21 protein-coding genes, 1 tRNA gene and 1 pseudogene are annotated in these 24,701 nt (G+C 55.9%); 12 read left to right on the top strand and 11 right to left on the bottom strand.

The window, feature by feature from the left end:
• Positions 1 to 41 precede the first annotated feature (41 nt).
• The 4 genes from E1H13_RS08700 to E1H13_RS08715 all read right to left on the bottom strand — a co-directional run bounded on the left by E1H13_RS08700 (position 42) and on the right by E1H13_RS08715 (position 4,277).
• Positions 42 to 1,499, bottom strand: coding sequence for a cation:proton antiporter (locus E1H13_RS08700; RefSeq protein WP_169613021.1), 1,458 nt, complete (start codon positions 1,497 to 1,499; stop codon positions 42 to 44).
• Positions 1,496 to 1,831: a cation:proton antiporter subunit C gene (locus E1H13_RS08705; protein WP_169613022.1), complete on the bottom strand. Its 336-nt coding sequence runs from the start codon at positions 1,829 to 1,831 to the stop codon at positions 1,496 to 1,498. The genes E1H13_RS08700 and E1H13_RS08705 overlap by 4 nt, the downstream gene beginning before the upstream one ends.
• 539 nt (positions 1,832 to 2,370) lie before the next feature.
• The gene (locus E1H13_RS08710; RefSeq protein WP_169613023.1) at positions 2,371 to 3,918 is read right to left on the bottom strand and encodes a family 10 glycosylhydrolase; all 1,548 of its coding nucleotides are present in this window, start codon (positions 3,916 to 3,918) and stop codon (positions 2,371 to 2,373) included.
• Positions 3,919 to 3,938: 20 nt separating this feature from the next.
• Positions 3,939 to 4,277: a hypothetical protein gene (locus E1H13_RS08715; RefSeq protein ID WP_169613024.1), complete on the bottom strand. Its 339-nt coding sequence runs from the start codon at positions 4,275 to 4,277 to the stop codon at positions 3,939 to 3,941.
• 532 nt (positions 4,278 to 4,809) lie between these two features.
• Between E1H13_RS08715 and E1H13_RS08720 the strand changes: the two genes are divergently transcribed.
• On the top strand, positions 4,810 to 5,637 hold the full coding sequence (locus tag E1H13_RS08720) for a photosystem II manganese-stabilizing polypeptide (RefSeq protein ID WP_169613025.1): 828 nt from the start codon (positions 4,810 to 4,812) through the stop codon (positions 5,635 to 5,637).
• A gap of 335 nt (positions 5,638 to 5,972) precedes the next feature.
• Here the strand turns inward: E1H13_RS08720 and E1H13_RS08725 are convergent, their stop codons facing one another.
• Positions 5,973 to 6,719, bottom strand: coding sequence for a creatininase family protein (locus tag E1H13_RS08725; RefSeq protein ID WP_169613026.1), 747 nt, complete (start codon positions 6,717 to 6,719; stop codon positions 5,973 to 5,975).
• 470 nt (positions 6,720 to 7,189) lie between these two features.
• On the opposite strand from E1H13_RS08725, the gene E1H13_RS08730 reads away from it, so the two are divergent.
• Positions 7,190 to 7,501 carry a DUF6679 family protein gene (locus E1H13_RS08730; protein ID WP_169613027.1) on the top strand — a complete coding sequence of 104 codons (312 nt, stop codon included), beginning with the start codon at positions 7,190 to 7,192 and terminating at the stop codon, positions 7,499 to 7,501.
• Positions 7,502 to 7,573: 72 nt separating this feature from the next.
• Here the strand turns inward: E1H13_RS08730 and E1H13_RS08735 are convergent, their stop codons facing one another.
• The 3 genes from E1H13_RS08735 to E1H13_RS08745 form a co-directional block, all read right to left on the bottom strand.
• A complete protein-coding gene (locus tag E1H13_RS08735; RefSeq protein ID WP_169613028.1) occupies positions 7,574 to 8,485 on the bottom strand; it encodes a hypothetical protein in 912 nt (303 codons plus the stop codon).
• Between the two features lie 205 nt (positions 8,486 to 8,690).
• Positions 8,691 to 9,734 (bottom strand): tRNA lysidine(34) synthetase TilS, encoded by a 1,044-nt coding sequence (gene tilS, locus E1H13_RS08740; RefSeq protein WP_169613029.1) that lies wholly within the window; start codon positions 9,732 to 9,734, stop codon positions 8,691 to 8,693.
• A 52-nt stretch (positions 9,735 to 9,786) separates the two neighbouring features.
• Positions 9,787 to 9,859, bottom strand: a tRNA-His gene (locus E1H13_RS08745).
• Positions 9,860 to 9,932: 73 nt separating this feature from the next.
• Between E1H13_RS08745 and E1H13_RS08750 the strand changes: the two genes are divergently transcribed.
• From E1H13_RS08750 to cobA, 3 genes are all read left to right on the top strand, one after another.
• Positions 9,933 to 10,325: a DUF4359 domain-containing protein gene (locus E1H13_RS08750; RefSeq protein WP_169613030.1), complete on the top strand. Its 393-nt coding sequence runs from the start codon at positions 9,933 to 9,935 to the stop codon at positions 10,323 to 10,325.
• A gap of 205 nt (positions 10,326 to 10,530) precedes the next feature.
• Positions 10,531 to 11,508, top strand: coding sequence for a sirohydrochlorin chelatase (locus E1H13_RS08755; protein WP_169613031.1), 978 nt, complete (start codon positions 10,531 to 10,533; stop codon positions 11,506 to 11,508).
• A gap of 89 nt (positions 11,509 to 11,597) precedes the next feature.
• Positions 11,598 to 12,401 carry a uroporphyrinogen-III C-methyltransferase gene (cobA, locus tag E1H13_RS08760; protein ID WP_169613032.1) on the top strand — a complete coding sequence of 268 codons (804 nt, stop codon included), beginning with the start codon at positions 11,598 to 11,600 and terminating at the stop codon, positions 12,399 to 12,401.
• A 321-nt stretch (positions 12,402 to 12,722) separates the two neighbouring features.
• Here the strand turns inward: cobA and thrC are convergent, their stop codons facing one another.
• Positions 12,723 to 13,829, bottom strand: a complete 1,107-nt coding sequence (gene thrC, locus E1H13_RS08765; protein ID WP_169613070.1) for a threonine synthase — start codon at positions 13,827 to 13,829, stop codon at positions 12,723 to 12,725.
• A 397-nt stretch (positions 13,830 to 14,226) separates the two neighbouring features.
• Between thrC and E1H13_RS08770 the strand changes: the two genes are divergently transcribed.
• From E1H13_RS08770 to E1H13_RS08780, 3 genes are all read left to right on the top strand, one after another.
• Entirely contained in the window at positions 14,227 to 14,523 is a 297-nt protein-coding gene (locus E1H13_RS08770; protein ID WP_169612977.1) for a hypothetical protein, read from the top strand.
• Between the two features lie 86 nt (positions 14,524 to 14,609).
• Positions 14,610 to 15,449: a hypothetical protein gene (locus E1H13_RS08775; RefSeq protein ID WP_169613033.1), complete on the top strand. Its 840-nt coding sequence runs from the start codon at positions 14,610 to 14,612 to the stop codon at positions 15,447 to 15,449.
• A gap of 101 nt (positions 15,450 to 15,550) precedes the next feature.
• Entirely contained in the window at positions 15,551 to 16,075 is a 525-nt protein-coding gene (locus E1H13_RS08780; RefSeq protein ID WP_169613034.1) for a hypothetical protein, read from the top strand.
• 150 nt (positions 16,076 to 16,225) lie between these two features.
• On the opposite strand, the gene E1H13_RS08785 is transcribed toward E1H13_RS08780, so the two are convergent.
• On the bottom strand, positions 16,226 to 17,944 hold the full coding sequence (locus E1H13_RS08785) for a hypothetical protein (RefSeq protein ID WP_169613035.1): 1,719 nt from the start codon (positions 17,942 to 17,944) through the stop codon (positions 16,226 to 16,228).
• A gap of 175 nt (positions 17,945 to 18,119) precedes the next feature.
• Here E1H13_RS08785 and E1H13_RS08790 point away from each other — a divergent pair.
• Positions 18,120 to 18,275: pseudogene (locus E1H13_RS08790) on the top strand (YjbQ family protein); the annotation flags it as partial.
• A gap of 25 nt (positions 18,276 to 18,300) precedes the next feature.
• Here the strand turns inward: E1H13_RS08790 and aqpZ are convergent.
• Positions 18,301 to 19,059, bottom strand: a complete 759-nt coding sequence (gene aqpZ / locus E1H13_RS08795) for an aquaporin Z (protein ID WP_169613037.1) — start codon at positions 19,057 to 19,059, stop codon at positions 18,301 to 18,303.
• A 230-nt stretch (positions 19,060 to 19,289) separates the two neighbouring features.
• On the opposite strand from aqpZ, the gene glgX reads away from it, so the two are divergent.
• The 3 genes from glgX (at position 19,290) to E1H13_RS08810 (ending at position 24,678) form a co-directional block, all read left to right on the top strand.
• Positions 19,290 to 21,446, top strand: a complete 2,157-nt coding sequence (glgX, locus tag E1H13_RS08800; RefSeq protein ID WP_169613038.1) for a glycogen debranching protein GlgX — start codon at positions 19,290 to 19,292, stop codon at positions 21,444 to 21,446.
• Between the two features lie 3 nt (positions 21,447 to 21,449).
• Positions 21,450 to 21,830, top strand: a complete 381-nt coding sequence (locus E1H13_RS08805) for an MGMT family protein (protein ID WP_169613039.1) — start codon at positions 21,450 to 21,452, stop codon at positions 21,828 to 21,830.
• A 343-nt stretch (positions 21,831 to 22,173) separates the two neighbouring features.
• Complete coding sequence (locus tag E1H13_RS08810) at positions 22,174 to 24,678, top strand: tetratricopeptide repeat protein (protein ID WP_206070252.1); 2,505 nt, start codon at positions 22,174 to 22,176, stop codon at positions 24,676 to 24,678.
• Positions 24,679 to 24,701: the final 23 nt, after the last annotated feature.

Below are 24,701 nucleotides of genomic sequence, written 5' to 3' on the forward strand. Positions count from 1 at the left end.
TGGCTGGGGCAACGCCCAGGGCTGCTGCCGGGGCGATCGGCTTAAGCCATTGACCATGACCACACCATCCAAAACAGCACCACCAGCATGACACTCATTCCGCCAATCAAATGGTCCATTTCCTCTAGTACGACAGGTAATCGTAACCTTAGGGATCGCCGCAGCCCTCCATACGCTAACCAGCCTCCGGCCAAAAAGGCCAATACTTTCGCTACATCTGGCCAGGTATAGGCCTCCAGGTGCACGGCACTGCCCAGGACCACCCCCCCCAGCAGTAGTCGCGAAGCCGCCCAGTAACCCGGCTGAGGGGGCGCCTGCTTAGGGGCTGAAGCGTCGGCTGTATGGGGCAAAAAAATGAACTTGGCATACACCGCCGCCGTGCCTGCCGCCGCCCCATTCATGGCTGCTGATTGCCAGGGCAACACTGAATCTAGGGTCAGCACTTTAGCGCCAAACCCGACCAGGCCTGGCATGCCTGACATGGAAAGGCCGCCCAGGGTCAGCGGTAGCCACAGGGCCGTCGCCATGGGTTGCTGGCGCAGGGTAGTGATATCTCGTTCGGGCAACTGACCCACCGTTAGAAATAAACTGGCCTTGGCGAGGCCATGGGCCAGGGCATAAAAGCCCGCCACCGCTGGAGCCACCAACAACCAGCCCAGTTGAGACAGCGTACTACACGCCAGTACCCGCTTGGCATCGGTGGCGACCAGCCCATAGGCAACCCCCAACAGGGCCGTGGCTATCCCAAAAATCTGGATGATCGGCTCAAACTCGTCTAGCATCAGGGCAAACCGCAGGAGGGGAAAAACCCCTGCTTTTTCGACTGCCCCAGACATCATGGCAGCCACGGGACTATCAGCGACGGTGTTGGTCGCGGGCAGCCATAATCCAGATACAAAAATGCCGCCCTTAGTCAGTAGACCCATCAATATTAAGGCCGGGGCCTCTGCTGGAGCCCCCCGCAATCCCTCAAAGGCAAAAGACTGATGGGCCTGGTAAACCAGTACCGCCCCCATCAGGTAGAACAGCATGGCCACATTGCTAATAAATAGATAGCGGAGGCCCACCCACAGGGTCTGATCCTGGCGAGGCAGGGCAATGAGTAAAAAGGTGGTGATGCCGACTAACTCTAGGGCCACATACAGGCTAATCAAATCAGCACAGATAAAGGTGGCATTGACGCTGCCATGGAGCATCACTAGCTGGATGTAAAAAAAATCAGGTTTGCTCTGATCCCAGCAGTAAACGATGACGGCGGTAGTCACCAAGGCGTTGGTGAGGATAAACCAAGCACTCAAGTTGTCGGCCAGCAGGGTCACTCCGAAGCTGTCGAGGAATTGCAGCTCTAAGGAGACAGGCTGCAGAAACAGGATGATCCCATAGGCGACAGAGGCCAATGCAACACCCAGGGCCAAAAGGCGATCGCCATGGGGTAGTAGATAGACACTAAACCCCACAAAAAACGGCAAGGCCATCCAAACAACAGTCCAGGTGGTCACGGCCGATACCCCTTTTCGATTTCGCGAATTTCCAGGGTGGGGTTATCCCGTGCCAGTTTCATCACCCCTACCAGCATCAGTGCCTGAATCGAAAACCCAATCACAATGGCAGTCAAAATCACCGCCTGGGGAACCGGGTCGGCGAAGTTTCGAGGAGTCATCACCGAGACAATTGGTGTCCGAATCCCCTCTCTAGCGGCCACTAACACAAACAGAGCAATGACTCCGGTGCTCATCACATCCATGGCAATGATTTTCATCACCAAGTTCTCTTTGAAGATGAGACCAAAGAAACCCAACAGAATGGTGGCATAAACACAGGCGTGAAGCATAAGCACTCGGTGACAAGGCTTGGACAAAGGAACAGATAAAGACCAGGGGGATAAATATCACCATGATAGTCACCGCTGCCGACCGCTTGTCAGGGCACCAGAAGCAGGGCAGAACCCTGGGCTCAGGAACCTTTCCGGCATCCCATCACCGTCAGCCAGGCTGTATAACTATCTTGGCTGGCGGCGCATACGGGTTGTGATGCATCCGCCAACACCCAAAAAACAAGATTTAGCTGAATCAATGGCAGGAAGTCATTGTATCCACATAAGTCTATAGTAAACCATAGCAGTCTGGCTGTGGATGCGATCGCCGCAATTTAACGTCGCAATTTATAGAATTTCCTGAATGTCCTGATAAGTCAGTCAAGGACGGCTTGTAGAAGCTGCGTCACAACGATGCTTCTGCGGATCAAAGCCTTAGCCAGTATGGGTTACTGGCACAGGTGCGCCTGTGAGCAGGGCATCAAGGTCAGCCGAGACTATCTTGAAGGCGAGGAATTGGCGTACTTCGTATCAACTGACCCTAGTATCAACTGACCCTACAGAGAGCAAAACTTGCGCACCCGGTCGAACTCTGGATCTTGCCAGGAATAGGCAAAGTGGCTAACGGCGTTAATTTCAGGCGCGGCCCGGCGTAGGGCCTCCATCTGGGTTTCCAGGGCCGGGCGGTTATAGGTGGCTTGGCCCCAAATACCGGCCAGGGCAGGCACAACGGGCGGGGTGGAATTGCTAGGAGCCATGGTTAACACCCGCCGCACCCCATCTAAAATACAGCCCGTATGGCCGCAGACCCCGTAGGCCATGGGATGCCAGCTCATGGTAGTCGGGAAACGGTCCCAATACTGTAAGCGTGAGTCGTAGCCCCCTGTGCCCACCAGTTGGTTGCCATCTGGAAAAAACACTGCCCCGGCCCGAATGTTGTGACGCTGCATCTGTTCTCCAGCGACGTCTAAGAAATCAACCACCCCCTGGACGGCGTGAGCCACGGTTAACTGCCATAGCTCCGCCTGCAACCGAGGTCTGAGGGTAGCGGGGGATGGCCGGGCGGCACCATTTTCCAAGGGGGGAGAGGGGGTGCGACTTTGCCAAAGGGGCTCGGGTTCATCGGGGTAGAGGTCACGGACATCTTGAATATCGCGATCGACTAGATGGCCTCGGCTAATATAGCGACGAATCAGCTCTAGCCCCTGGCGGTTGGTAGCTCTGCGAAATAGAGCATCTCGGGATGCCTGACCGTAGATCCAGAGGTCATCTACACTGTCAGCCACAGAGTTGGGCCCCACCCCCCGGGGGTAGCGCACATAGTCAAACAGGATGCCGTCAGGCTGTCGCCGCGCGATCGCCTCTAGGAGCTGGGCATAGTCAGCCCGGGCCTGGGGATGATAGGGGTCGATAAACACCTCGTCGGGGTTGCTGGAAGCCCCCGATTTGGCATAGGTATAGGTGGTTTGCCCCCGGCCATTTAGCGCCAGCACATGCTCTCGGTCGGCGCGCAGCCCATAGGAATAGCCAAAGTTAAGGGTAAATACCCAAGCATCTACCTTGAGCCCCCGCTGCCGACCCTTCTCAATCGCTTCAGCGAATAGATCCCGGCGCTCGTAGCCTGCTTTTTGCACAACGGCAGGCCAGACGGTGGGGTTGTCCGCCTGGGGTAGCAGCACCTGACCACCGTAGAACACTTCTACATAAACTTCGTTGTAGCCCAGGTTAATAATGCGATCGAGCACTGCTTCCAGTACCCCTGGCTGTAAATCACAGGGGTACAGTCGTAGCCAAACCGCCTGTTGCCGAGGCCAGGTTTGACTGCGACAGCGGCGTAAGGCGTCGTTATGCTGGCGGACTACGATCTCGTATTGCTGTTGAGCTGTGGTATCGCCATCAAAAGCCGCTTTGCGAAGTGCTTCCTTAGCCAGAGCTGACTCTTGGCTGACCTGGCAATAGGCATTTAAATCTACCGCCCCACCCGTGGCCATAGGCAATACCCCCAGCCCCGCTATCCCAGCCGCCAAGGCCAGGATCTGAACCGCTAGGGGCCTGAGATAGCGACGAAGACGGGATCGTAGAGCGTGGGGCCGAGGGTTAAACATGCCTGAGTTTAGCACTGTCCTTAATCAACGGTAGGAGAATTGGTTTGGTCGCTAAATGTTCCCCATTCAGCTTCATCCATTTGGGCTAAGAGCGATCGCAGCTTCATGCGCTGAATATAGGGCCAACCGCCATTCAACTCAATATCCCGCAGCAGGCTATATAAGTTGTGTCGGTTGTCGGGTAAGGCGTCTCGAAAGAAGGTGTCGCAGACATCTCGGTGGCGATCTTCTAACAGCCGTAGCAATGCCAGCAACGCCACCGTATTCCCCTGGCGGGCGGTTGCGGCCTGGTCAATCAGTGCAGCCAGTTTGACTAGATCATCCGGCAAAGGAGAAGCGGTAGCGGAAAAGTTATCCATGCAGGGCGCGTTACTCGACAGGTCTTTTATAGCAAGTCCTAAAGGAAACCCCACCATAGCTTACTCACAACTTATGCAAACGCTACGTTGACGACCAGAATTTTGAGCATCAGGCGAAGGCCGTCCAACCCTATCCTGAGACAGCTTCATATACCTTAATATCTCCTTTTGTCTTTTTCAGGAATCTGCTGAGAAGCCACAGGATCTTTGTCTAGTGGTCGCTTCTGGACCTTGGCCCCATCCCCTGTAGTCTGCTTGAGAATGAATCTTCAGGACCACAGCGGCAATGTCTGGCAGATTCTAAGAAAGGGGCGCAAAGCCATGTAGAATGCTTACTTGAGGCTCTACTGGCTAAGAGTATTTCAGCTGTGCCAGGTCCAGCTCAAGATCTGGAGGGTTCCCACTGGCAACACTCCACGTCTGGACTTGGATGAGGTTTAATCTGCCGACGCCTACCAACAGCCCAGAGCCACAATCTGTCGCATTATTCAATAATTTGACAGTCATTTTACATACTGATTTGAGGTAGACCATGAGGTATCGCGCCCTTATAGTTGCGTTCTTGGCCATCTGCCTGAGTGTGCTGACAGCCTGTAGCAAAGCGCCCAGTCCCACCAGTAGTGTGCCGTTAACCTATGACCAAATTCGAAACACCGGCCTAGCCAACAAGTGTCCCCAGTTATCAGAAATGACCCGGGGCAGCTTAGAACTAGACCCTGATAAGCGCTATCAGTTGGTAGGCATGTGTATCGAACCCACAGCTTACTTCGTTAAAGAAGAGCCTACGTCTAAGCGCCAAGAGGCGGCTTACGTTCCCGGCAAGGTGCTGACCCGCTACACCACTAGCCTAGATCAGGTGCGGGGCGACCTGACATTGCAGTCGGATGGTAGCCTGCTGTTCTCTGAGACCGGTGGCATGGATTTCCAGGCCACCACGGTACAGTTGCCTGGCGGTCAGCAGGAACCTTTCCTGTTTACGGTGAAAGGCTTAGTCGCTGAATCCCAGCCTGGGCTCAATGCCATTACCACCTCCACTGACTTCGAAGGGGACTATACGGTACCTTCCTACCGAACCTCCAACTTTTTGGATCCTAAAGGTCGTGGCTTAGCAACAGGCTATGACACCGCCGTTGCTCTTCCCGCCAGCGGTGACAGCGAAGAGTACGTCAAGGAAAACACTAAGGCCTTCGACATAGGCCAGGGTCACATTTCCCTCAGAGTGTCTAAGATTGACGCCTACAGTGGTGAAATTGCGGGTACTTTTGAGGCCGAACAACCCTCTGACACTGACATGGGTACGGCTGAGCCTGTGGATATCAAGGTTCAAGGGATATTCTACGGTCGTCTAGAAGAGGTCTAAGGACATTTCCAGGAAAGATTTTCCCTCTGCGTAGGATGGGCAAAGGGGTGTGCCCGTGTCCATCCGCAGCTTTCATAGAATGGGCTGTGCCTACCAATTGATAAGAAAGCTTTCCAGACATCACCTAAGTACCCTGAGGGGACGGCTCTCGCCAGAGTCGTCCCCTTTTGTTTAGGCAATTTCCAGGCAGGATTTTCCCTCTAGAGCATCGGTACAGTATGGCTAAAAACCCGGTTTCTTCGTCGCTGCTCTAACGACATGACTGGCCTTCTACCCCAGAAACCGGGTTTCTGTACCGGCGTTCTAGCGGTGGTATTTTGTTATCCAGACATTGCCTAAGCCGACAAAAACTGTAGATAGTCATTGCTCAAAGCTTTGACAGCCACCTCGTACAGTTGCTTGCCGTGCTCAGGGGTGGCTAGGGCCGGGTTCGATCCCATCCGCCCATCGGGATAGTGTTGACGGAAATCGGTGGGACTGTAAATCGCGTGGCCTGAGGGTGCGATCGCTGGGATGAGGTCTGCCTGTTTAATGTGGTCGGGGTAAACATACTGAGTTAAGGCCACTTCACTGGGGGTCGCATGGGAGCCTTCCTGATTGCCATACAGGGTTTTGGCGAGCCCGTGCACCGCTTGGGCCATAAACCAGTTGGCGACCACACACCGCACCTGGGGCGCTTGGGGAACCTGCTCTTGGGCTAGGGCAGCGTAGGTTTCAGCAAAGGCGGCTTTTAGGGTGGCAATGTTGCCCCCATGGCCATTGATAAAAAAGAAGCGGGTAAACCCATACCGGGCTAAGGGAAGAACATAGTCTTGGATCAGAGCAATCAAAGTGCTGGGGCGTAGGCTCATGCTGCCAGGGAAGGCGGTGTGATGTAGGGCCATACCCACATTGATGGTGGGGCCTACCAGTGCATTGGTCGCGTCTCCGACCCCCTTGGCGATCGCCTCAGCACAAATGGCATCGGTGCCAATCAGCCCCGTAGGACCATGCTGTTCTGTGGAGCCAATGGGCATAATGATGCCGGTCGATTGGGCCAGATAGGCTTCGACCTCGGGCCAGGTGCATAGGTGCAGCAACATGGATACTAGGGAATGAAAGGTCAAAGTTCACTATAGCGCTGGTAATGATTGACCTGGGGATGCGGTCATAAGTGCATGTCTGCCACACCTGATTCAGACTGTTGGACAGGCTCATACATGGGGCTAAATCAGGTCTCTAGAGCAGGGGTATTGTTAGATGGCCTAGACTGAGGCCAGCCAACCGTAGCCTGAGCTACTTTGCTATGCTGGACCTACTGATAAGAGAGGGAATAACGCCTTTGGTGGTCAGAACTAAAGTCAGACTTTCGTTAGGTTCCCGTGACAGGGCTGGCAGTGCCCACCTTAGCGGATTAAGGCCCTGAGTGATTTGCCAGGGCTAGTTTTATCTTATTTCAGTGCCATTAAGGGCTATTATCGTTTACCCAAGAGGGTGACTCATTAAGCGATCGCCTAGACTGATGAATCAAGGGAATCAAGCGTTGATGTTACCTGTTGAGGAGACTCGACCTATGCTAAGCCGCAAAATCTATCAACTCTGCTGTGATGGTCGAGAAGTATGGATTTTCTTACGGGATCAGCAGCGTTGGATCGAGCGCGCGCGGATTCTAGACATAGAGGGGGACTTAGTTACGCTCCGCTATGAGACAGAAGAGGATGATGAAATTTGCTCTTGGGAAGAAATGGTGCGCCTAGAAAGCATTGGTACAATTACTCAGCGCCTGGCGGTTGTACCCCGGGGCAATGTGGAGCTTAACATTGCCGAAGACTGCCCTGAGCCTGAGCAAATCAAAGACTCGTACCCAGAATCGAATCCGGATTAGAGGGTTCCCTCTCAATACTACTTATTATCTGGATGATCTGGGATGTCACTGCGATCGGCCCAACGGATTGGGTTACCAGTCTTCGTTAGGATTGGAAAGCGTGTCGATGTGGCCCCCGCCTGTATGGGTACCGGGAGCCCGTGGGGCTGTAAAGGGAACTGAGTCCACCGGGGCGGTAGCCGGATTGATGTTGTGATCTGGGGACTGCGGTGCCGGGAGACGGTCAACGCCAGTCGATCGGCGAGCAGGCTGAGGGTCCATGGGCACATCTGGATGCACCCTGGGGGCGGGAGCGGTAGGTTTTAGGGCATCTGTCCCACTCCTGGGGGCACTTCTGGGGGACGGCTGGTTGAGGTTGGGCGGTTGAGTATAGCCCGTGATTCTGGAGGAGGAGGGCAAAACAGGCTGACGACGGTCCCTATCGAAAGACGCTGTATCCGGCTGGGGGGTGCTAGGACTAGCCATGTTTCTGTCCTGTGACCCGGGAGCGGTTCCGGCAAAACTATGGGGAGGACGTTCCGCGAAGGGGGTGGGTGCTGTTGTATCTGGTATTTGACTGGGTGGGGACAGGGAACCAACCCGAAACTGACGCCGTTCTAAATAATCAGCAAAGGGGCTCTGGACGCCCTGGGTCTCAGGGCTGCCCAGATCTAGCTGCAGCGGTTCTGGGGGAGTGGCATCGGCCGATTCTAACCAGGGTGGGGATTGATTGGGGCCAGAGGCGGTGCCGGCCAGCGATTGTTCAACCGGGCTGGATAGGGGGACAGGGGCTGCTTCACCCAGGGGCATGAGCTGATTGGGGGATGGGGTTGAGGCGCTACCGGACTGACTCGGGGTAGGGGAAGACGGCGAATGGTACCCGATATGGGTGGGCCGCAGGTGCTCCACCACGATCACGAGACCTAGTCCGACAACGGCAGCCCACACCACCGGATGATTAAAGTGGTGCAGTCGTTGCTGCCAGGTTCTAGATAAGGGTGCCATGGTTGCGGCTGGTATCGGCTTTCCCCAGTGTAGATCACTGATTTAGTGACTAATACCAAATCCGATGCACAAAACCCCGAAACAAGTTAGGGCTTGCTCCCTTTGGGAGCCACTTCGTGTTTCATGTCGCTTGCGAAACGACAAGCTCAGCCTGAGCGGTATAGGGTTTGATTCGGGGGTATACAACTAGGATTTGTTATCGGGTTTAAGGGCCAGGGTTAGCGGTGGGGGGTCTGATCAGCACAATCCAGTCGGTATCGACCCGGGCAAGCCATCCCCCTGGAAATGGATCAGTCTGACTGCGGTTGGGGGCATAGATCAGGCTAACCAGCTTTTCTCCGTGGTTAAAGCTCACTTCACTGGCCACGACCTGCTGCAGCACTTGACGCACCACCCGTCGTTGCAACGCCAGGGGGGCGGCCTGTAATGGCGATCGCTGAATCCGCCAGCCTGGGAAATCTGTAGCGGCATGCACAGTCTGGTCGTAAAGGGTTTGAGCTAGCTGATCGAGCAGGGCGACCTCTGCCGTTAATAGCTCTGCGGTTTGGGCGAGGGTCGTTTCCACCTGGGGATTAAAGTGCTGCTGCAAGTACGGCATCAGTTCTAGGCGAATCCGGTTGCGGGTATAGCTGAGGTTTTGGTTTGTGGTATCTGCCCAGATGGGTAAGTCAAACTGATGGCAAAAGGTGATGGTCTGTTGTCGAGTCAATGACAAAATAGGCCGAACCACCTGGATATGAGGACTTTGGTCACTCAGGGAACGTTGGGGAGCCAGGGCTTGCAGCCCCTGACTACCACTGCCTCGTAATAGGTTATACAGCATGGTTTCTGCCCGATCCGAGGCCGTGTGGCCCGTGGCCACATGGGTCACCTGATCGGCGATCGCCGCCGTTTCAAAAACCTGGTAGCGCCACTGCCTCGCCTCGGCCTCGGTGTGCAGCGGTTCTGGGGCTGTGACCACCTGGATGGGGATGCTCCAGCTGTGACACAAGTTAACCACAAAGGCGACATTGTCAGCGGAATCTGATCGCCAGCGGTGGTCACAGTGGATGGCCTGCAACCGCCAATGCCATTTCGGCTGCAAGTCCACCAGTAATTTCAGGAGGCAAACAGAATCTTGCCCTCCGGATATCGCCACCAGGCAGACGGCCCCAGGGGGAATTAACGCCGCTGACGGTTGGGATGGCGATCGCCCCTTGAGCTGCCGATGCACCGTAGCATGAATATCACTCCAAGCCCCCTGCGCCATCTACCGGGCCCTTGCACACAGTGCTATATCAGCCAGGGACTGAATTAACCAGGGCGAGTGAAGGGAATCGAACCCTCGAATGGTGGAACCACAATCCACTGCCTTAACCACTTGGCTACACTCGCCATAATCGCGTTTTTCAATATAGCATTGATGGGCAAAGAGAAACTAGTAAAACGGGTTTTTGGGTGAGTTAAGATGGCCAAGCTTAATTTAGGATGTGCCATAACGGGTCTAGCTGTGGCGGGTTTGGCTGGGGGGATGGTCGCCACCAATCCTGGCCCCGAAGCCTATGGGGACTATGCTTACCGCACCCTGACCGAGTATGTCAGTGGTAATTTGTGCGACAACCTACCCCCAGTCCTAGGCTCGATGCTGGGAACCTCCTGTGAGGACTTAGTACAAACTACCCAGGTGGTGACACCACAGATGATTCTCGATCGCACCCAGCGCTATAACCTGGGTCTGTTTAGCCTCTACCGCACCACCCTGGGGTTGCCGGTGGAGGGGGTTTTGCCCACCTACCAGGCTGATACTATTGGCGTTTTTGATCGGTTCTTTACGGTGCGGGTAGAGCAAATCGACGGCTGAGGTCGCTGGGGTCATGCCTGCCTGGGCCATGGGCTATCGCTTTAATGTGGATGCTATGTAGGGACTATTCTGGCCAATTGCGTCATTGGATACCAGACGGTACCGGTGAAATTCCTATAATGTGATTACTCTTTATAAAGAGTGACAACATCTGGTGCCAGGTGCTCTGTTCGCTCGGTGGCCCATCAATTTTCAGGTTTGACTTGTGTCTGCATCCCCCTCCACAGCGTATCTTTTAGTTTCCCACGGTAGCCGTGATCCACGGCCGGGGCAAGCTCTGGAGCACTTAGCCCAGTTTGTACGCCAAGCGGTAACTGGTCCTCCAGGGCGATCGCCTCTGGTGCAAGCCGTTGATAACCCCAACCGCAGTGGCGTGATGGTGGCTTACGCTAGATCTTCGTTGTCGGAGCTGACGACTAGGCGTCCCCGGTCTACGGCACGATCGCACGCCTATGAGGTGCTCACTGGCCAAGATGCCAGTCACCAGCAAACCCATATGCCCCTGGTGGGTACGGCCTGCTTAGAGGCCACCAGCTTACCGTTGCACCAGCAGGTGATTGACTTTAGCCGCCGGGCTAGGGCGATGGGAGTCACCAAGCTCTGTATTGTGCCTCTGTTTCTGTTGAAAGGCGTCCACGTGATGGATGACATTCCAGCCCAGGTGAACCAGGCCCAAGGGGCTGTTCCCGACATCACCTTGGACATCTGTACTCACCTGGGGGGGCATCCCGGTATGGCTAACCTGCTGCGCCAGCGGCTCAAGTCCACAGATACAGAATCGCTACTGCTGCTGGCCCATGGTAGTCGTCGCCCTGGGGGCAATGCCCCGATTCAGGCGCTAGCGCGCTCCCTGGGGGGAGCGGCGGCTTTTTGGTCGGTGGCTCCCCAGCTTGAAACCCAGGTAGTGCAGTTGATGCAGTCTGGGGTGCAGCGTTTGGCCATTTTGCCCTACTTCTTATTTACGGGTAGTCTCACCGATGCCATTACCCACGCCACCGAAGAACTGGCGGAGCGATTTCCCCAGTTAGGATTTCATCTGTTGCCACCCCTGGGTCCCTCCCAAGACTTGGCCAACCTAGTGATTGATTTGGCGCTGCATCGGGTGCCGCCCAAAGGCGCCCAGGCGATGCCGATGAAACGGGTCGCGTTTAGGCATCAGCTGCATACCCCTCTCGTCTCTTAGGGGCGTATCTTGGGCTGTGGGGCTTGGGGCGATCGCTGGCTGCTTCGCTAATATGCTAGAGTGCTGTTCTCAGATTTTCTTAACATTCTATGGTGCCAACAGCCGCTCGACCCGATGGGGACATTACCTATGGCAAGGTCTATCTTGTGGGTGCTGGCCCTGGGGACCCTGGCCTGTTTACCCTCAAAGGCAAAGGGCTGTTGGAATGTGCCGATGTGGTCATTCATGATGCCCTGGTTAGTGCCCCCATCCTGGGCATGATTAACCCTCAGGCGGAGGTGATTAACGCTGGCAAGCGCCGTGGTCGCCATTCCATGGTGCAGCCTGACATTAATAACTTGATTATTGAAAAAGCCAAAGGACAGGCGGTGATCGTCCGGCTTAAAGGCGGCGATCCATTTGTCTTTGGTCGGGGCGGGGAAGAAATGGCCGCCCTGGTTGCAGCGGGGATTGAGGTGGAAGTGGTGCCGGGCATTACCGCTGGGGTGGCGGTACCGGCCTATGCCGGTATCCCCATTACCCACCGGGACCAGAGTTCGTCGGTCACCTTTGTCACCGGTCACGAAGCCGCCGGAAAATATCGCCCCCAGGTAAATTGGCCAGCCCTAGCCCACGGGTCTGAAACCCTGGTGATCTACATGGGCATTCGCAACCTGGGGCCAATCACCCGGGAGTTGCTGAAGGCTGACCTCAGCCCCGAAACCCCCATTGCGCTGATCCGTTGGGGCACCCATCCCCAACAGGAAACGTTAATCGGCACCCTAGGGACGATTGTGGAACAGGTCGCTGCCACCGGGTTTGAAGCCCCCGCGATCGCGGTGATTGGCCGGGTGGTCGATTGGCACGAAACGTTTCAACATTGTCGTCCTAGCCGCACCATCTGGCCTCAATAGTCTTTTGTAGGGAACAGATTGCAGGAGACAGCCAGGGTTAGTCAACTAAACAGCAGCAATTCTCATTATTATTTCTGAGAGAAGGTGGTACCGGTCAGGCTGAGCTTGTCGTTTCGCAAGCGACATGAAACACGTAGGGGCTCCCTGAGGGAGCAAGCCTGTTTCTGCGTCTACAGCGCAGGGTTATGGCCTTCGACACGCTCAGGCCGAACGATAGCGACCCAAAATGAGAATTGCTGACTAAACAGACTTCTAGGAAAACTGTAGTTTCCATAAGTTGGGCTGCGTCCACCCTCGGGAAGACCATTTCCCAGAAGCGGGCTAAAACCCCATCGCTTTGGCCAAGGTAACCGGATCAGGGTTGAGCCCGGCCTTAACCTGGTTGTTGCTGTGCTGAATGGCCGTATCAGGATCCTTCAGACCATTGCCAGTCAGCACACAGACCACATTAGCCCCAGCGGGAACCTGGTCCTTCACCTTCAGCAGACCAGCCACCGAGGCGGCACTGGCGGGTTCACAAAATACCCCTTCCAACGCCAGGATGCGGTAAGCCTCTAAAATCTCTTCATCGGTGACGGCGTTAAAGGCCCCTTGGCTAGCGTCCCGCACCGCTTCGGCTGGCTGCCAGCTGGCGGGGTTACCGATGCGGATGGCCGTGGCAATGGTGTGGGGATCGCTGACCACATGGCCGTTCACCAGCGGAGCCGCCCCGGCCGCCTGAAAGCCCATCATTTTAGGCAAGCGACTACACTTACCCTGCTGGTGATACTCGCAAAAGCCCATCCAATAGGCGGTAATGTTGCCAGCATTGCCCACCGGAATGCATAGCCAGTCAGGGGCATCCCCCATGGCATCTACCACCTCAAAGGCCCCAGTCTTTTGCCCTTCTAGCCGATAAGGGTTCACCGAGTTAACTAGAGTCACTGGATAATCTTTGGCTAACTCGCGCACCATGTGCAGGGCGTCGTCAAAGTTACCATTGATAGCCAATACCTCTGCCCCATACAGCAAGGCTTGGGCCAGCTTGCCCAAGGCCACATAGCCATCAGGAATTAACACAAAGGCCCGCATCCCACCCCGACGAGCATAGGCCGCCGCCGCCGCCGACGTGTTGCCTGTACTGGCGCAAATCACGGCTTCAGCACCATCTTCTTTGGCTTTAGAAACGGCCATGGTCATCCCCCGGTCTTTAAAGCTGCCGGTGGGGTTGAGGCCATCGTATTTCACCCAGACTTTGACCCCCTGACCGATGCGATCGGCCAAGGCGGGCATGGCAATCAAAGGGGTATTCCCTTCGCACAGGGTGACCACAGGGGTTTGAGCAGACACCGGCAGGTAAGCCCGGTACGCTTCAATCAACCCTGGCCAAGCCTGTATCCCCGCCGAAGCAGCGCGATGGGCCGTGGACGCAGCAAGGTCAGAGGTGATGACGGAAGGAGATACGCTAATGGTCACGATAAAGTAACAGATATGATGCTCTAGAGGCCAAAGGCTAATTGATTTAGGCAATCTTTAGCCAAATTTGTTATTTTCTAGTTTACCGTGCCCTAGGACACACGACTGGAAAGGGGGACAAAACGATAAATGTCGGCTTTGGGCCACTGGCCAAGTCCCCGCTAGAGAGTACCCACAACCCAACCCAACAAACCAGGAAAACGGAGGGCTGGGGGAATGGCCTTGAGGCCGGATTAAAAGGCCGGATTAAGATAAGAACTGATCTAGATTTAGCTCCCTGATTTGGGTCCTTTACCCTAAGATAGTTTTCTGGACAAGGATGTAAAAATGCCTTAACGTTTTACTAAGTACATATTCCTATGGTTGTGCCATGAATGCCCCTGTAGACAACCGCGATGTCTCTCAATCTGCGTCTGCCAATACCGTTGCCTCGCTTCAGGCGGCATTGGATAAGACCCATGGCGATCCGACATCTCATCAGGCTGCCGTTGACCGGTCTCCAGCCGCCGATGACAAAATTTGTTGGGTCGAGCTGCGTCAGTCCCCTTACTTGCCCGATCAGCAGGTGGAGTTACTACATTTGCAGGCCGAAGCCGAAGCCCTGCTTTTACAGCTGCAAGCCGCCCAGCAAAAACGTCAAGGACAGGCGGCTGCTCTACCTCGGTAGGATCTGTTCTCTACTCACTCAAAAGAGCGTGTTCCATTTTTGGTGGAATTCGCTATTGTTATGAACAACGTGTGGGGAGATGACGAATGACTTATTCTGCAACCCCTCAGGCCGAACAGCCGAGGAACGCTAACAACCGTAAGCTCTACCTGGTGATTGCTGGAATTGTCGTCGCAGCATCGTTGGGTGGGGCGACTTTCAAGCTGATGCAGAGTGACTCGGAGACCACGACGGGAGCTGACCCGGCGGTGTTCGGTGAGCCTACTGATATAGATGCAGCGGCCCCTGTTTTTGAGTCAGAGCCCTTCTTTCAAGCGGCATCGCCATCTATCCAGCTAGCGGATCCTAGTCTGCTCCAATCTACGTCATCTCAAGCCAGAGTTGAAACCGTTACCGCCGGACGCCCCGATCCATTTTCTCCGGTGATTGTACCCACCCGAGCACCGAGCCGACCTCAGCCTGTTGTGGCCGCAGCTACCCCTGCTACCCCCACAGCCCAAGCCCCAACTGCAACGGCTCAGCCCCCCTCCCCGACAGTTTCTCCTGTGACTCCTGTGACGACCCAAGCCTTGCCCCCCTTACCCCAAGGGGCATTGCCTATTCTGCCCCCGTCCCTTGTCCCGGGTAGTGTGCCCCAGGACAGTCAAACCGTTGCTGTTGCCCCGACTGGTAGTCCCACCTTTCAAAGCTTGATTGACCAGGTGGTGATTAGCGGTGCCGTGCAGGTGGGCAGCAGTGTGAGTGTGATTGTGACTGAGCCAGGCAGCACCGTCAGTCGTCGGGTCAGCCAAGGGGATATGCTGGCAGGCGGTCGAATTCGGGTGAAAGCGATTGATATGTCGGCTCAGGAACCCATGATAGTGTTGACCTATGACGGTCGAGACTACACCCGCAGCATTGGCGCGTCTATGGTGAGCACGCTTTAGGAAACTCCGCATGCTGGCTGTGCGGTAAACAGACTTTCACGATAGGCTGATATAAGCCTTGGTATAGGAAGAGCCTAGACAGGCCGTCTGGGGAGAAGCGTATGGGCAGAGCCGGTAGCCGAATCGCAACATCAGGTGCTCGACATCATCGAGCCTTAGACTTAGAAGCCGGTGAAACTTATGACTGCCCGGTCTGTCGCCATGGGCAGTTAGAGGTCATGGCCTTGATGGATGCCTATGCCTGTAGCTTCTGCCGCCATATTTTTGAAGCTAATCTTGAACAGCAAACTATCCATGTGGTGGATGGGGTTCAACCCATGGGCTGGCGTTGGCAAGGCTGGCGCTGGCAAGCCCTACATCAGGGCCGCACTGATATTACGGTCACCCTCTGGGTGGTTGGTTTAGCGCTGGTTGTATTGCCCGCTGGGATTGTGGCGCTAGGGGGGTACCTGTTTCCGCCTTTGGAGAATACGACCGAGGTGAACTGGTCCTTAGTGTGGGCTCTGATTACCCTGGCGGCTCATGGCACTATGGTGGGCTGGCTAATGGCAGAACACTATCAGTTCCCAGTCTATGTATTGGCGAAAATCCGACTGCGACGCTTCCTGGAGCGCTTGCCAGGGTAGCAAAAGGCAAAAGGGCTATACCTATGCGCCGCAGGATAGATAATAAATGAGTACTCTGCGGCATCGGTCGGCCAACCATGCCTGATACCTAACGCCCAGCACCTGCCACCCAGCACCAGGCTGTCTGTTGTAAACAGGATTTGCTGATCTTTAGCGGCGGACGAAGTCAATCGTTGATAGGTAAAGGCGACCTGGGGAAGCTTGGTCAAAGACAATGGTTAGAGACTCTAAGGCGGTTAGATCGACGCCATGGAACTGCTGGAGGGGTACACGCAAGGCCGTTGGGTAGGTGTGACCTGAGGTGGCTTTCTCGGAAAACTGACGCAAGGCCGGGGCGGTGACCGGGATATCGACCCGCACCGCTTTACCCTGCTGATCTTGCAAAATCAGGCCCAGGGCCACCTTTGAGTCGGTAAAGTTGGCATTCATGGCGAGCCTGAGCTCTAGGCTGTCAAAGGCGTTGATCGGGACGCTTGGTAGGGGAAAATGGAGCTGTTCTGCAGGGGTAGCCCAGTCGAGGACTAGTACGCCGGGAAATTTGGGGTAGGGGCGAGGTCTGTCGGCGCAGGCGGCAAAGCTGGGGCAGCGGTGGAGGGTGAGTCCTGGGCTTGGTTGGGGGAGTTGATCTGGGCTAGTCTCAGCGTTGAATACGGTGCAGCGGTGGGTGGTGGGTAAGACCAGGTGCGTGGCGATTGACAGGCCCTGGAGGTGGCTGGGGGCGGCCCGGTCGGGGGCGAGGCCTAAGGTGGCTAATGAGTGGCGGTCGGTGGGCTCTGACCACACCGCCTGGAGAAAGGTGATGATGTATTGACTCAGTACATCTTCTTGCACCACCCGAGATAAGCGGTAGGCCGATCGCTGGGGATCACAGAGATCCCCATGGTTGGGTTGGCGATAGTAGTCGTCTGGGGCGACAGCGGCGTTAAAGAAATTGTGGTTGGCCCCCCACAGCAGCACACCAATGGCTGGAGTGGTGCGGGCCGAGTCTTGGCGAGCGGTTTCCAGATAGTAGAGGCTGCTGAAATCAAAGATGTCGCGATCGCAGCCTCCCATCAGTACAGCGGTAGGCACATCCGGTAGCTGAAACACATCGGGGCGATCGCTAACTGGCTGGCTGCGGGTGGGGGCAACTAGCACCAGGGCCGATGGTGTCAAGGTCTTCTCGGCGGGGTTGACTTGGGTCCGCCCTGAGGCCCACAACGCTGCTGCACCGCCCCCCATGGAATGGCCTACCACCGCCAGTTTTGAGTCATCCACCTGGCCTTCAAGGGACAGGTCAAACCCCCCAGGCTCACCCCGATGGGCGGCCTCTAGCCGGGTAAGATGAGCTTCAATGATCTGGCCACTGCGCTGGTCCGCCAGGGTACTGCGGTTGGCAGCGGTAGCCCCATGGGTATCGGCAAAGGCCCCATTCAGGTTGGGCACTAGCACCCCGTACCCCGCCTCAGCCAGTGCTTGGGCCAGGTAAGCCAAGCCCCAGTCATAGCGGGTTTCTGTCCCCGGCGGACAGGGCCACTGGCTGTCGTCCCCATCGGCAAAGTGACAGCCGGGATGGCGACCATGCAGCAGTAGCACCCAGGGAAAAGGGCCAGGCCCATCGGGGACTGCGATCGCGCCTGTCAGGGGGATGGGCATGGTGTGAAATGGTGCTGCCACCCCCTGCTGGCTGATGGTCACTTCCCCCAGATTGTAGGACTGCACCAAGGGAAAGTCGGCTAAATCTGGGGTGAGGGTAGGCGGTGGGGCCAGGGACTGCGCTGGTAGCCCGGCACCGATCAAGGCAAGGCAAAAGCCTAAAGCCAGTTGAGTCATCCAGCGGATAGGGCGATCGCATCGCTGGCTGGTGTGTCGATTTACCGATGAGTTCACTTACGCAGGTGGCCAGGTTCTAGGGACCAGATATCAGTATCAGGAATGGTTGGTCGACTGACGTGGCCGAGTACTCGTTTGTTTCCCATGGTCGGATCGGTAGGATCGAAAGTTAAGTTGCTAAAACGGAGAGAGGGCTATGGTTTATCAAGACACCATTAGTTTACCGACGGAAGGTCATGGAGACATGGCCACTTGGTTAGGCCCATCCCTGACGGTACTGGTCGCCCAGGGGCAGCTCGTGCTGGGAACCTGGCAGCAGATCTTCTATCTAGAATGCGACATCAAAGCCCGGCAGCGCCAAGTGATGGTGACTGTTTACGGCAAATAACGCAGGGTAACAAGCAGGATACGGCCTACACCACCTTGTTGACGGGGGTGGCCTGATCGCGTCTGGGTTCAAACAGGGTGGCATAGACCCAGCCAGCCAGCAAGGCTCCTAGAATGGGCGCTACCCAGAACAGCCAAAGCTGTCCTAACACATCACCTCCCACAAACAGAGCTGGACCCGTGCTGCGGGCTGGGTTTACCGAAGTATTGGTGACCGGAATGCTTATCAGGTGAATCAGGGTGAGGGCCATCCCAATCGCGATCGGGGCCAACCCGGCTGGGGCTCGGGTATCGGTGGCCCCCATGATGATCATCACGAAAAAGAAGGTCATCACCACTTCACAGAGAAACGCCGCAAACAGGCTGAAGTTCCCGGGGGAATGCATCCCAAACCCATTGGTGGCCAGGGGGTTGCCGCTGGAGGGGTCAATGGCAAACCCTGGTTGCCCCAGGGCAATCAAATAAACAATGCCAGCGGCTACGATCGCCCCTAATACCTGAGCCACAATATAAGGTAACAGTTCGCTGCTGGGGAAACGCCCCCCAGCCCAGAGGCCAAAGGACACCGCTGGGTTCAAGTGACAGCCAGAAATGTGGCCAATGGCGTAGGCCATGGTTAGTACAGTCAGGCCAAAGGCCAGAGAAACGCCCAAGAAGCCCAGGCCCAGGTTAATAGCACCGGTACCGTCTAAAAAGATGGCGGCCAAAACGGCGCTACCACAACCGCCCAGCACTAGCCACAAGGTTCCCAGAAATTCAGCCGCACAACGGGTTACGAGAGGCATGGTTCACCAATCCTAGATTTAAGTTTAAGTAATGAGGTCAAACGCCTTTGCATCAGTAGGGACAGAGACGACTCACATGTTGATGGACCGAGAATATCGCAAAACTATAAAAGATTTATAAGTAACCCCGCTGGCTAGGGCCGGAAGACAGGACCCCTTTCCCTAACGAGGAACAAACTTCGCCTGTTACTCTGAGAAAAGATCGTTGTCGATAGGAACCAGCCATCACTATGGGAATGCAAGTCTGGCCAGGACGTTCTCACCCCCTGGGGGCCACCTGGGATGGTAAGGGCACGAACTTTGCGTTGTTTTCTGAAAATGCCACGGCAGTGGACTTATGTTTGTTTAACGGGGCTGGTCAAGAGATCCGGGTCCCCCTGCCGGAGGTGGAAAACTATGTGTGGCATGGCTATGTGGTGGGGGTAGAGCCAGGACAACGCTATGGCTATCGGGTACATGGCCCTTACGATCCAGAGGAAGGGCAGCGCTTCAATGCCCATAAGCTGCTGATTGATCCCTATGCCTATGCCCTAGATGGTGATGTGCGGCTAGATCCATCGATTTTTGGCTACGAAATGGGGGCGATCGCCGACGATGATACCGACCTCACTTTTTCCACCACCAACAGTGCGACCTACGTGCCCAAAGGGGTAGTGGTAGATACCAGCTTTGACTGGGAGGGCGATCGCCATCCCGACACCCCCTGGCACCACACCGTCATCTACGAAACCCATGTCAAGGGGCTCACCCAGCGCCATCCCGATATTCCTAACGAACTGCGGGGTACCTATGCCGGATTGGCCCACCCGGTGATGGTTGAATATCTCAAAACCCTGGGCATCACCGCTGTCGAGCTGTTACCTGTGCATCACTTCCATGCGTTTCCTGGGCACTTGGCTGGTACGGGTTTGCGCAACTACTGGGGCTATGATTCCCTTGGCTACTTTGCCCCCTATGGCGGCTACAGCGCGGTCGGTTGGGCGGGTGGCCAGGTGAAGGAGTTTAAGCACATGGTCAAGACCCTGCACCAGGCCGGAATTGAGGTGATCTTAGACGTGGTTTACAACCACACTGGGGAAGGTAGCCACTTAGGCCCTACCCTATCCTTCCGGGGTATCGACAACGCCGCCTATTATCGGCTGGTGGAAGATGACCTGCGCTACTACATGGATTTCACGGGCTGCGGCAATTCCCTCAACGTGCGCCATCCCCAGGTGTTAAAGCTAATCATGGATAGCCTGCGCTACTGGGTGCTAGAAATGCACGTCGACGGCTTCCGGTTTGATTTAGCTTCCGCTCTGGCCCGAGAACTGTACGACGTTGATAGTCTGGCCGCCTTCTTTGACATCATTCACCAGGACCCGGTACTTTCCACTACCAAGTTGATTGCCGAACCCTGGGACCTGGGGGAAGGGGGCTACCAGGTGGGTAACTTTCCGCTGCTGTGGTCTGAGTGGAACGGCAAGTACCGTGACTCCATGCGCGATTTCTGGCGCGACCACGACTGCCGCCTGGGGGAATTTGCCTTCCGGATTACCGGTAGTTCTGACCTGTACCAGGCCAACGGCAAACGGCCCCACGCCAGCATTAACTTCATTACCTGCCATGATGGCTTTACCCTGCGGGATTTAGTTAGCTACAACGAAAAACACAATGAGGCTAACCAAGAAGACAACCGGGACGGGGAAAGCTACAACCGCTCCTGGAACTGCGGGGCCGAAGGGGAGACCGATGATCCTGACATCCTGGCCCTACGGCAAAAGCAGCAGCGTAACTTTATTACCACGCTGTTTCTTTCCCAGGGGGTACCGATGATTTTAGGGGGCGACGAACTGGGTCGCACCCAACAGGGCAACAACAACACCTACTGCCAAGACAGTGAGTTGGCCTGGTTTGACTGGGATCTGAACCCGGATAACCAGCAATTGCTGGACTTTACCCGCCAAATCATCGCCCTGCGCCGTGACCATCCCAACTTGTCTCGCCGTCATTGGTTCCAGGGGCGCGATATCCATGGCTCAGGGGTGAATGACATTGGCTGGTACAACCCTGACGGTACTGAAATTAGCGATGAGCAATGGCATGATGGCGAGGCCAAGGCGATCGCGGTCTTCCTGAACGGTGAAGGGCTTATTGCCCCTAGCTACCAGGGCGATCGCATTGTCGATGACAGTTTCTTATTGCTATTCAATGCCCAAGCTGAGCCCCAGGAATTCAACATTCCTCGCACGGTGCAAAAGCGTCCCTGGTCGCTAATCATTGACACGAACCAGCCCCAGGGCTTTGTCCAAGATAGCCACGACTATAAGCCTGATCAGGTGCTAACCGTAGCTGACTTTGCCACCATGGTCCTGCGTTGCCCTCCCCTTGCTAAACCCCAGCGATAGCCCATGACCACCTACGATCGCATCTACGCCATTGTCCGCCAAATTCCCCCAGGGCAGGTGGCCACCTATGGCCAGGTAGCTGAACTGGCCGGGCTGATCGGCAAGCCGCGCCTGGTGGGCTACGCCCTCTACCGGGTGGACATGGCTGATGATATCCCCTGGCAGCGGGTAATCAATGCTAAGGGGGAGGTGTCGCACTCGGTCTTGCGCAACGGTACCGACTACCTGCAACGGGCGATCCTGGAAGAGGAAGGAATTGAGTTTAATGCCAAGGGGCGGGTGGACCTGAAACGCTACCGCTGGCGGCCATCGGAGGCGCTGATTGAGCAGGCGATGGGGGTGATGGGAGATGGGGGAGATGGGGAGATGGGGAGATGGGTGTAGACGCGGAGCGGCTTCCCGGAGGGTAGGGGAGATGGGGGGATGGGGAGATGGGGTGTAGACGCAGAACGGCTTCCCGTTCGGCGGTGCCGCTCTCGAAGAGTAGGGTAAGGGTGGTGGGGTGATTTGTGGTGGTTGATAAAATCTATTACGCTGTACCGTATAGCGTATGGGTTTGACCCGCTGGGTTCCTGGAGCGAGGGAGAGCCATGGAATAGCCAGGCCCTAGATTGGTTCTTTCCCGATAGACCTAACTCAAGCGCGATCGCGGTTTAGGTGGGCTTTTATAAAGACTAACCTTACCCATCCCGCGCCATCAGTTTGCTGCCCTTAGGGAGGTTTGATTTTGGCTAAAAGTAAGGGAATCCGCCAACAACTCTCTCAGCTAACGGCTTCGGGCAAAGCTCTGGACAAGCAGTTGCAAACCTTAGTGGCCCAAGGGCAATACACCAAGGCGATTCGCAAACTACAGCAAGCCCTGAAACGCGACCCCGACCTCACCCCCAGTTTCACCGAGGCCGAGTTGTGGCTAAGGCAGGGCGAGGAAGACTTTGAGCAGGGGCGCTATGGGCAGGCCGAAACCGCTTACCGCAGTGCCCTTGACCTGGGGTCCTATGGGGATAGCCATTACTGGATCGCCAAGTGTCTACTGGCTCAACAAAAGGTCGTTGAGGCTCTGGATCTGTTCCAGCAGGCCTTTGACGATAAGACTCTGCCGAAGGAGTTTGGCGGCTGCTACCTCAAATTGTTGTGGCTGAATGGTCAAGTCGATGTTGTGGAGCGTCTGGTTAAGGCCCAGGCCAAGCGCTTCTTGGCCCCCCACCTGCACTGGGCCAGGGGAGCCCTAGCGCTGCGAGCCCAGGAGCCTGAAGCCGCTCTAACCCACTTCAAGAAAATGGGACGGCCTGCTAGCCCAGGGGATAAGGTTGCTGTTTGGAGCGGCTATGCCCATCAACAACTGGGGGACTGGCCTGCGGCTAAAGGGGCCTTGGGTCTGGGCCAGGGCAGCTTTGGTAGCCCTCTGTTCAGAATCAGACCCCAGCAACATGCCGCTGTCCAAGCCCTAGCTGTGGTTCAGGCTGCCCATGGCCAGGAGAGTCCGGCCGATCTGGTCAACCTGCAACAGCTTGATGCCTCCCAACGGGATACGGCCCTGGTGCTTGATCTATTGCACCTGTTACGGCATGAAAATTTCCATGATGCCGCCCATGCCATGCTCGACCTGTCTGAGCAGGTTAGGGCAGCCTACCCCGAGTTACAAGCCCTAACCGGTCCCCTGATGCGGCTTGCTGGCGACCAGGCCATGAAGCAAGGGGAGATAGGCTGCACCGCCACCTTTTGGAGTCATGTGGTCGATCAACCCGAGTTTGACCCGCAGCTAGCTGTGCAGTTGTACCCGGTGCTGGTGGCAACGGGGGAACATCACGAAGCCCAAGACCTGGTCAAGCAGCTCCTGACTTGGGTGCAGGCCAACGCCAAGCAGCAACCTCAGCTTTGGCCCGAAGAGCGGTTATCCTCTACCCTGGCTCGGTTGTACTGTTGGCTGGCGGATAAACAGATGGCCACCCGGCGCTATTCAGAGGCCAAACGTAGTCTAGGGAAAGCTGAAAAGCTGGTGCCTGATCACCCTGAGGTGGTTGGGCGCAAGGGGCTACAGGCCTATGAAGCCGGTAAGGTGCCGGAGGCGATTGAGCAATTAACCCAGGCCTTAGAGGGCGGCTGCCAATTTGCTGAAGTCTACCAGGTGCTGCTAGAAGGCCTGAAGCAAACCGGCGATAAAAATGCCATCAAAACTGTGCGCCGCAAGTTTGGCAAGACCTTCGGGGACATGGGGGTGGAAACTGAGGTGGATATGCCTGAGTGGATTGAGGCTCTGGCTTTCCAAAATTATGATTTACTGGCGGATTTTGTAGACCAGCAGCCCCAACCCACGCCCCCAGTGCAAGCCCTGAAAATCTTTCTGGATGCCGCCACCGATGCGCCTAGTAGTAGCCAAAAAATCACCCTAGATCAAGCCGTGGCCGTGCCCCAGTGGGATGAGTTGCTGCGATCGCATCCCCCTGACGTACAAGTCGATATCTTACAAGCCATTTATTGGGTGATTCAGCTGCACGCCAGGCGCAACAAAAAGGGTATCGCTGGTGTTCAAAGTCATTATTTCACGAAGATTATTGAGCTCAAGGCCACAGCACCAGCCGCAGACCTGGCTCATCTGGTGGTATTGCCCCTGCGTAATTTGTCAGCCGAGCGCTTTGCTACAGCTGTAAAGGCTACCCTGAGCCGAGCTGCCCAGCCCGGTCGCCTGATTGCCCAGGCCCAGCTACGGCTACAAATTTTTGCTGAAAGTCGGGCCCTTGCCCCCTTCATCGCCGAACAACTAGAGCAGGATCCCCAGAACCCGTTGCTGTTGTTGGCCCAGGCGACCCTGTATCCCTTCCGATCGCTGGACTACCAAACCTACTATGACCAGGGGTTTGAGCTGGCCCGCAAGCTCCAAGATGCCGAAGCTCTGGAGGCGTTTCGGCGGCAGGACTGGGTGCAAAGCCAAGCCATGGCCCGTAAGGTGATGGGTAACCAGCTGAATCGAATCAGCGATCCCAGCCAGATCGATATGATGGATATTTTGAAGCGTATGGCCCGGGAAGCCCTGGGGGTGGATGTGCCCCCTGAGGTGTTGGATCAAATGATTTTGGAGTTTATGGGCCAAGCGGGCAATCCTTTTATGGATGATATGCCCTTCAGCCTGGACGATTTGATCGACGAGGAAGAGGAGGATGATTTCTTTTTCTTGCCGCCCCCCGGTAAAAAGCGAAAATCGTCGAAAAAGCGCAAACCCTGGTTCGAACTCTAATAAGCCCTTGAGAGATAGGGAAT

Source organism: Nodosilinea sp. P-1105, assembly GCF_012911975.1.
In the GTDB taxonomy this organism is placed as follows: Bacteria; Cyanobacteriota; Cyanobacteriia; order Phormidesmidales; family Phormidesmidaceae; genus Nodosilinea.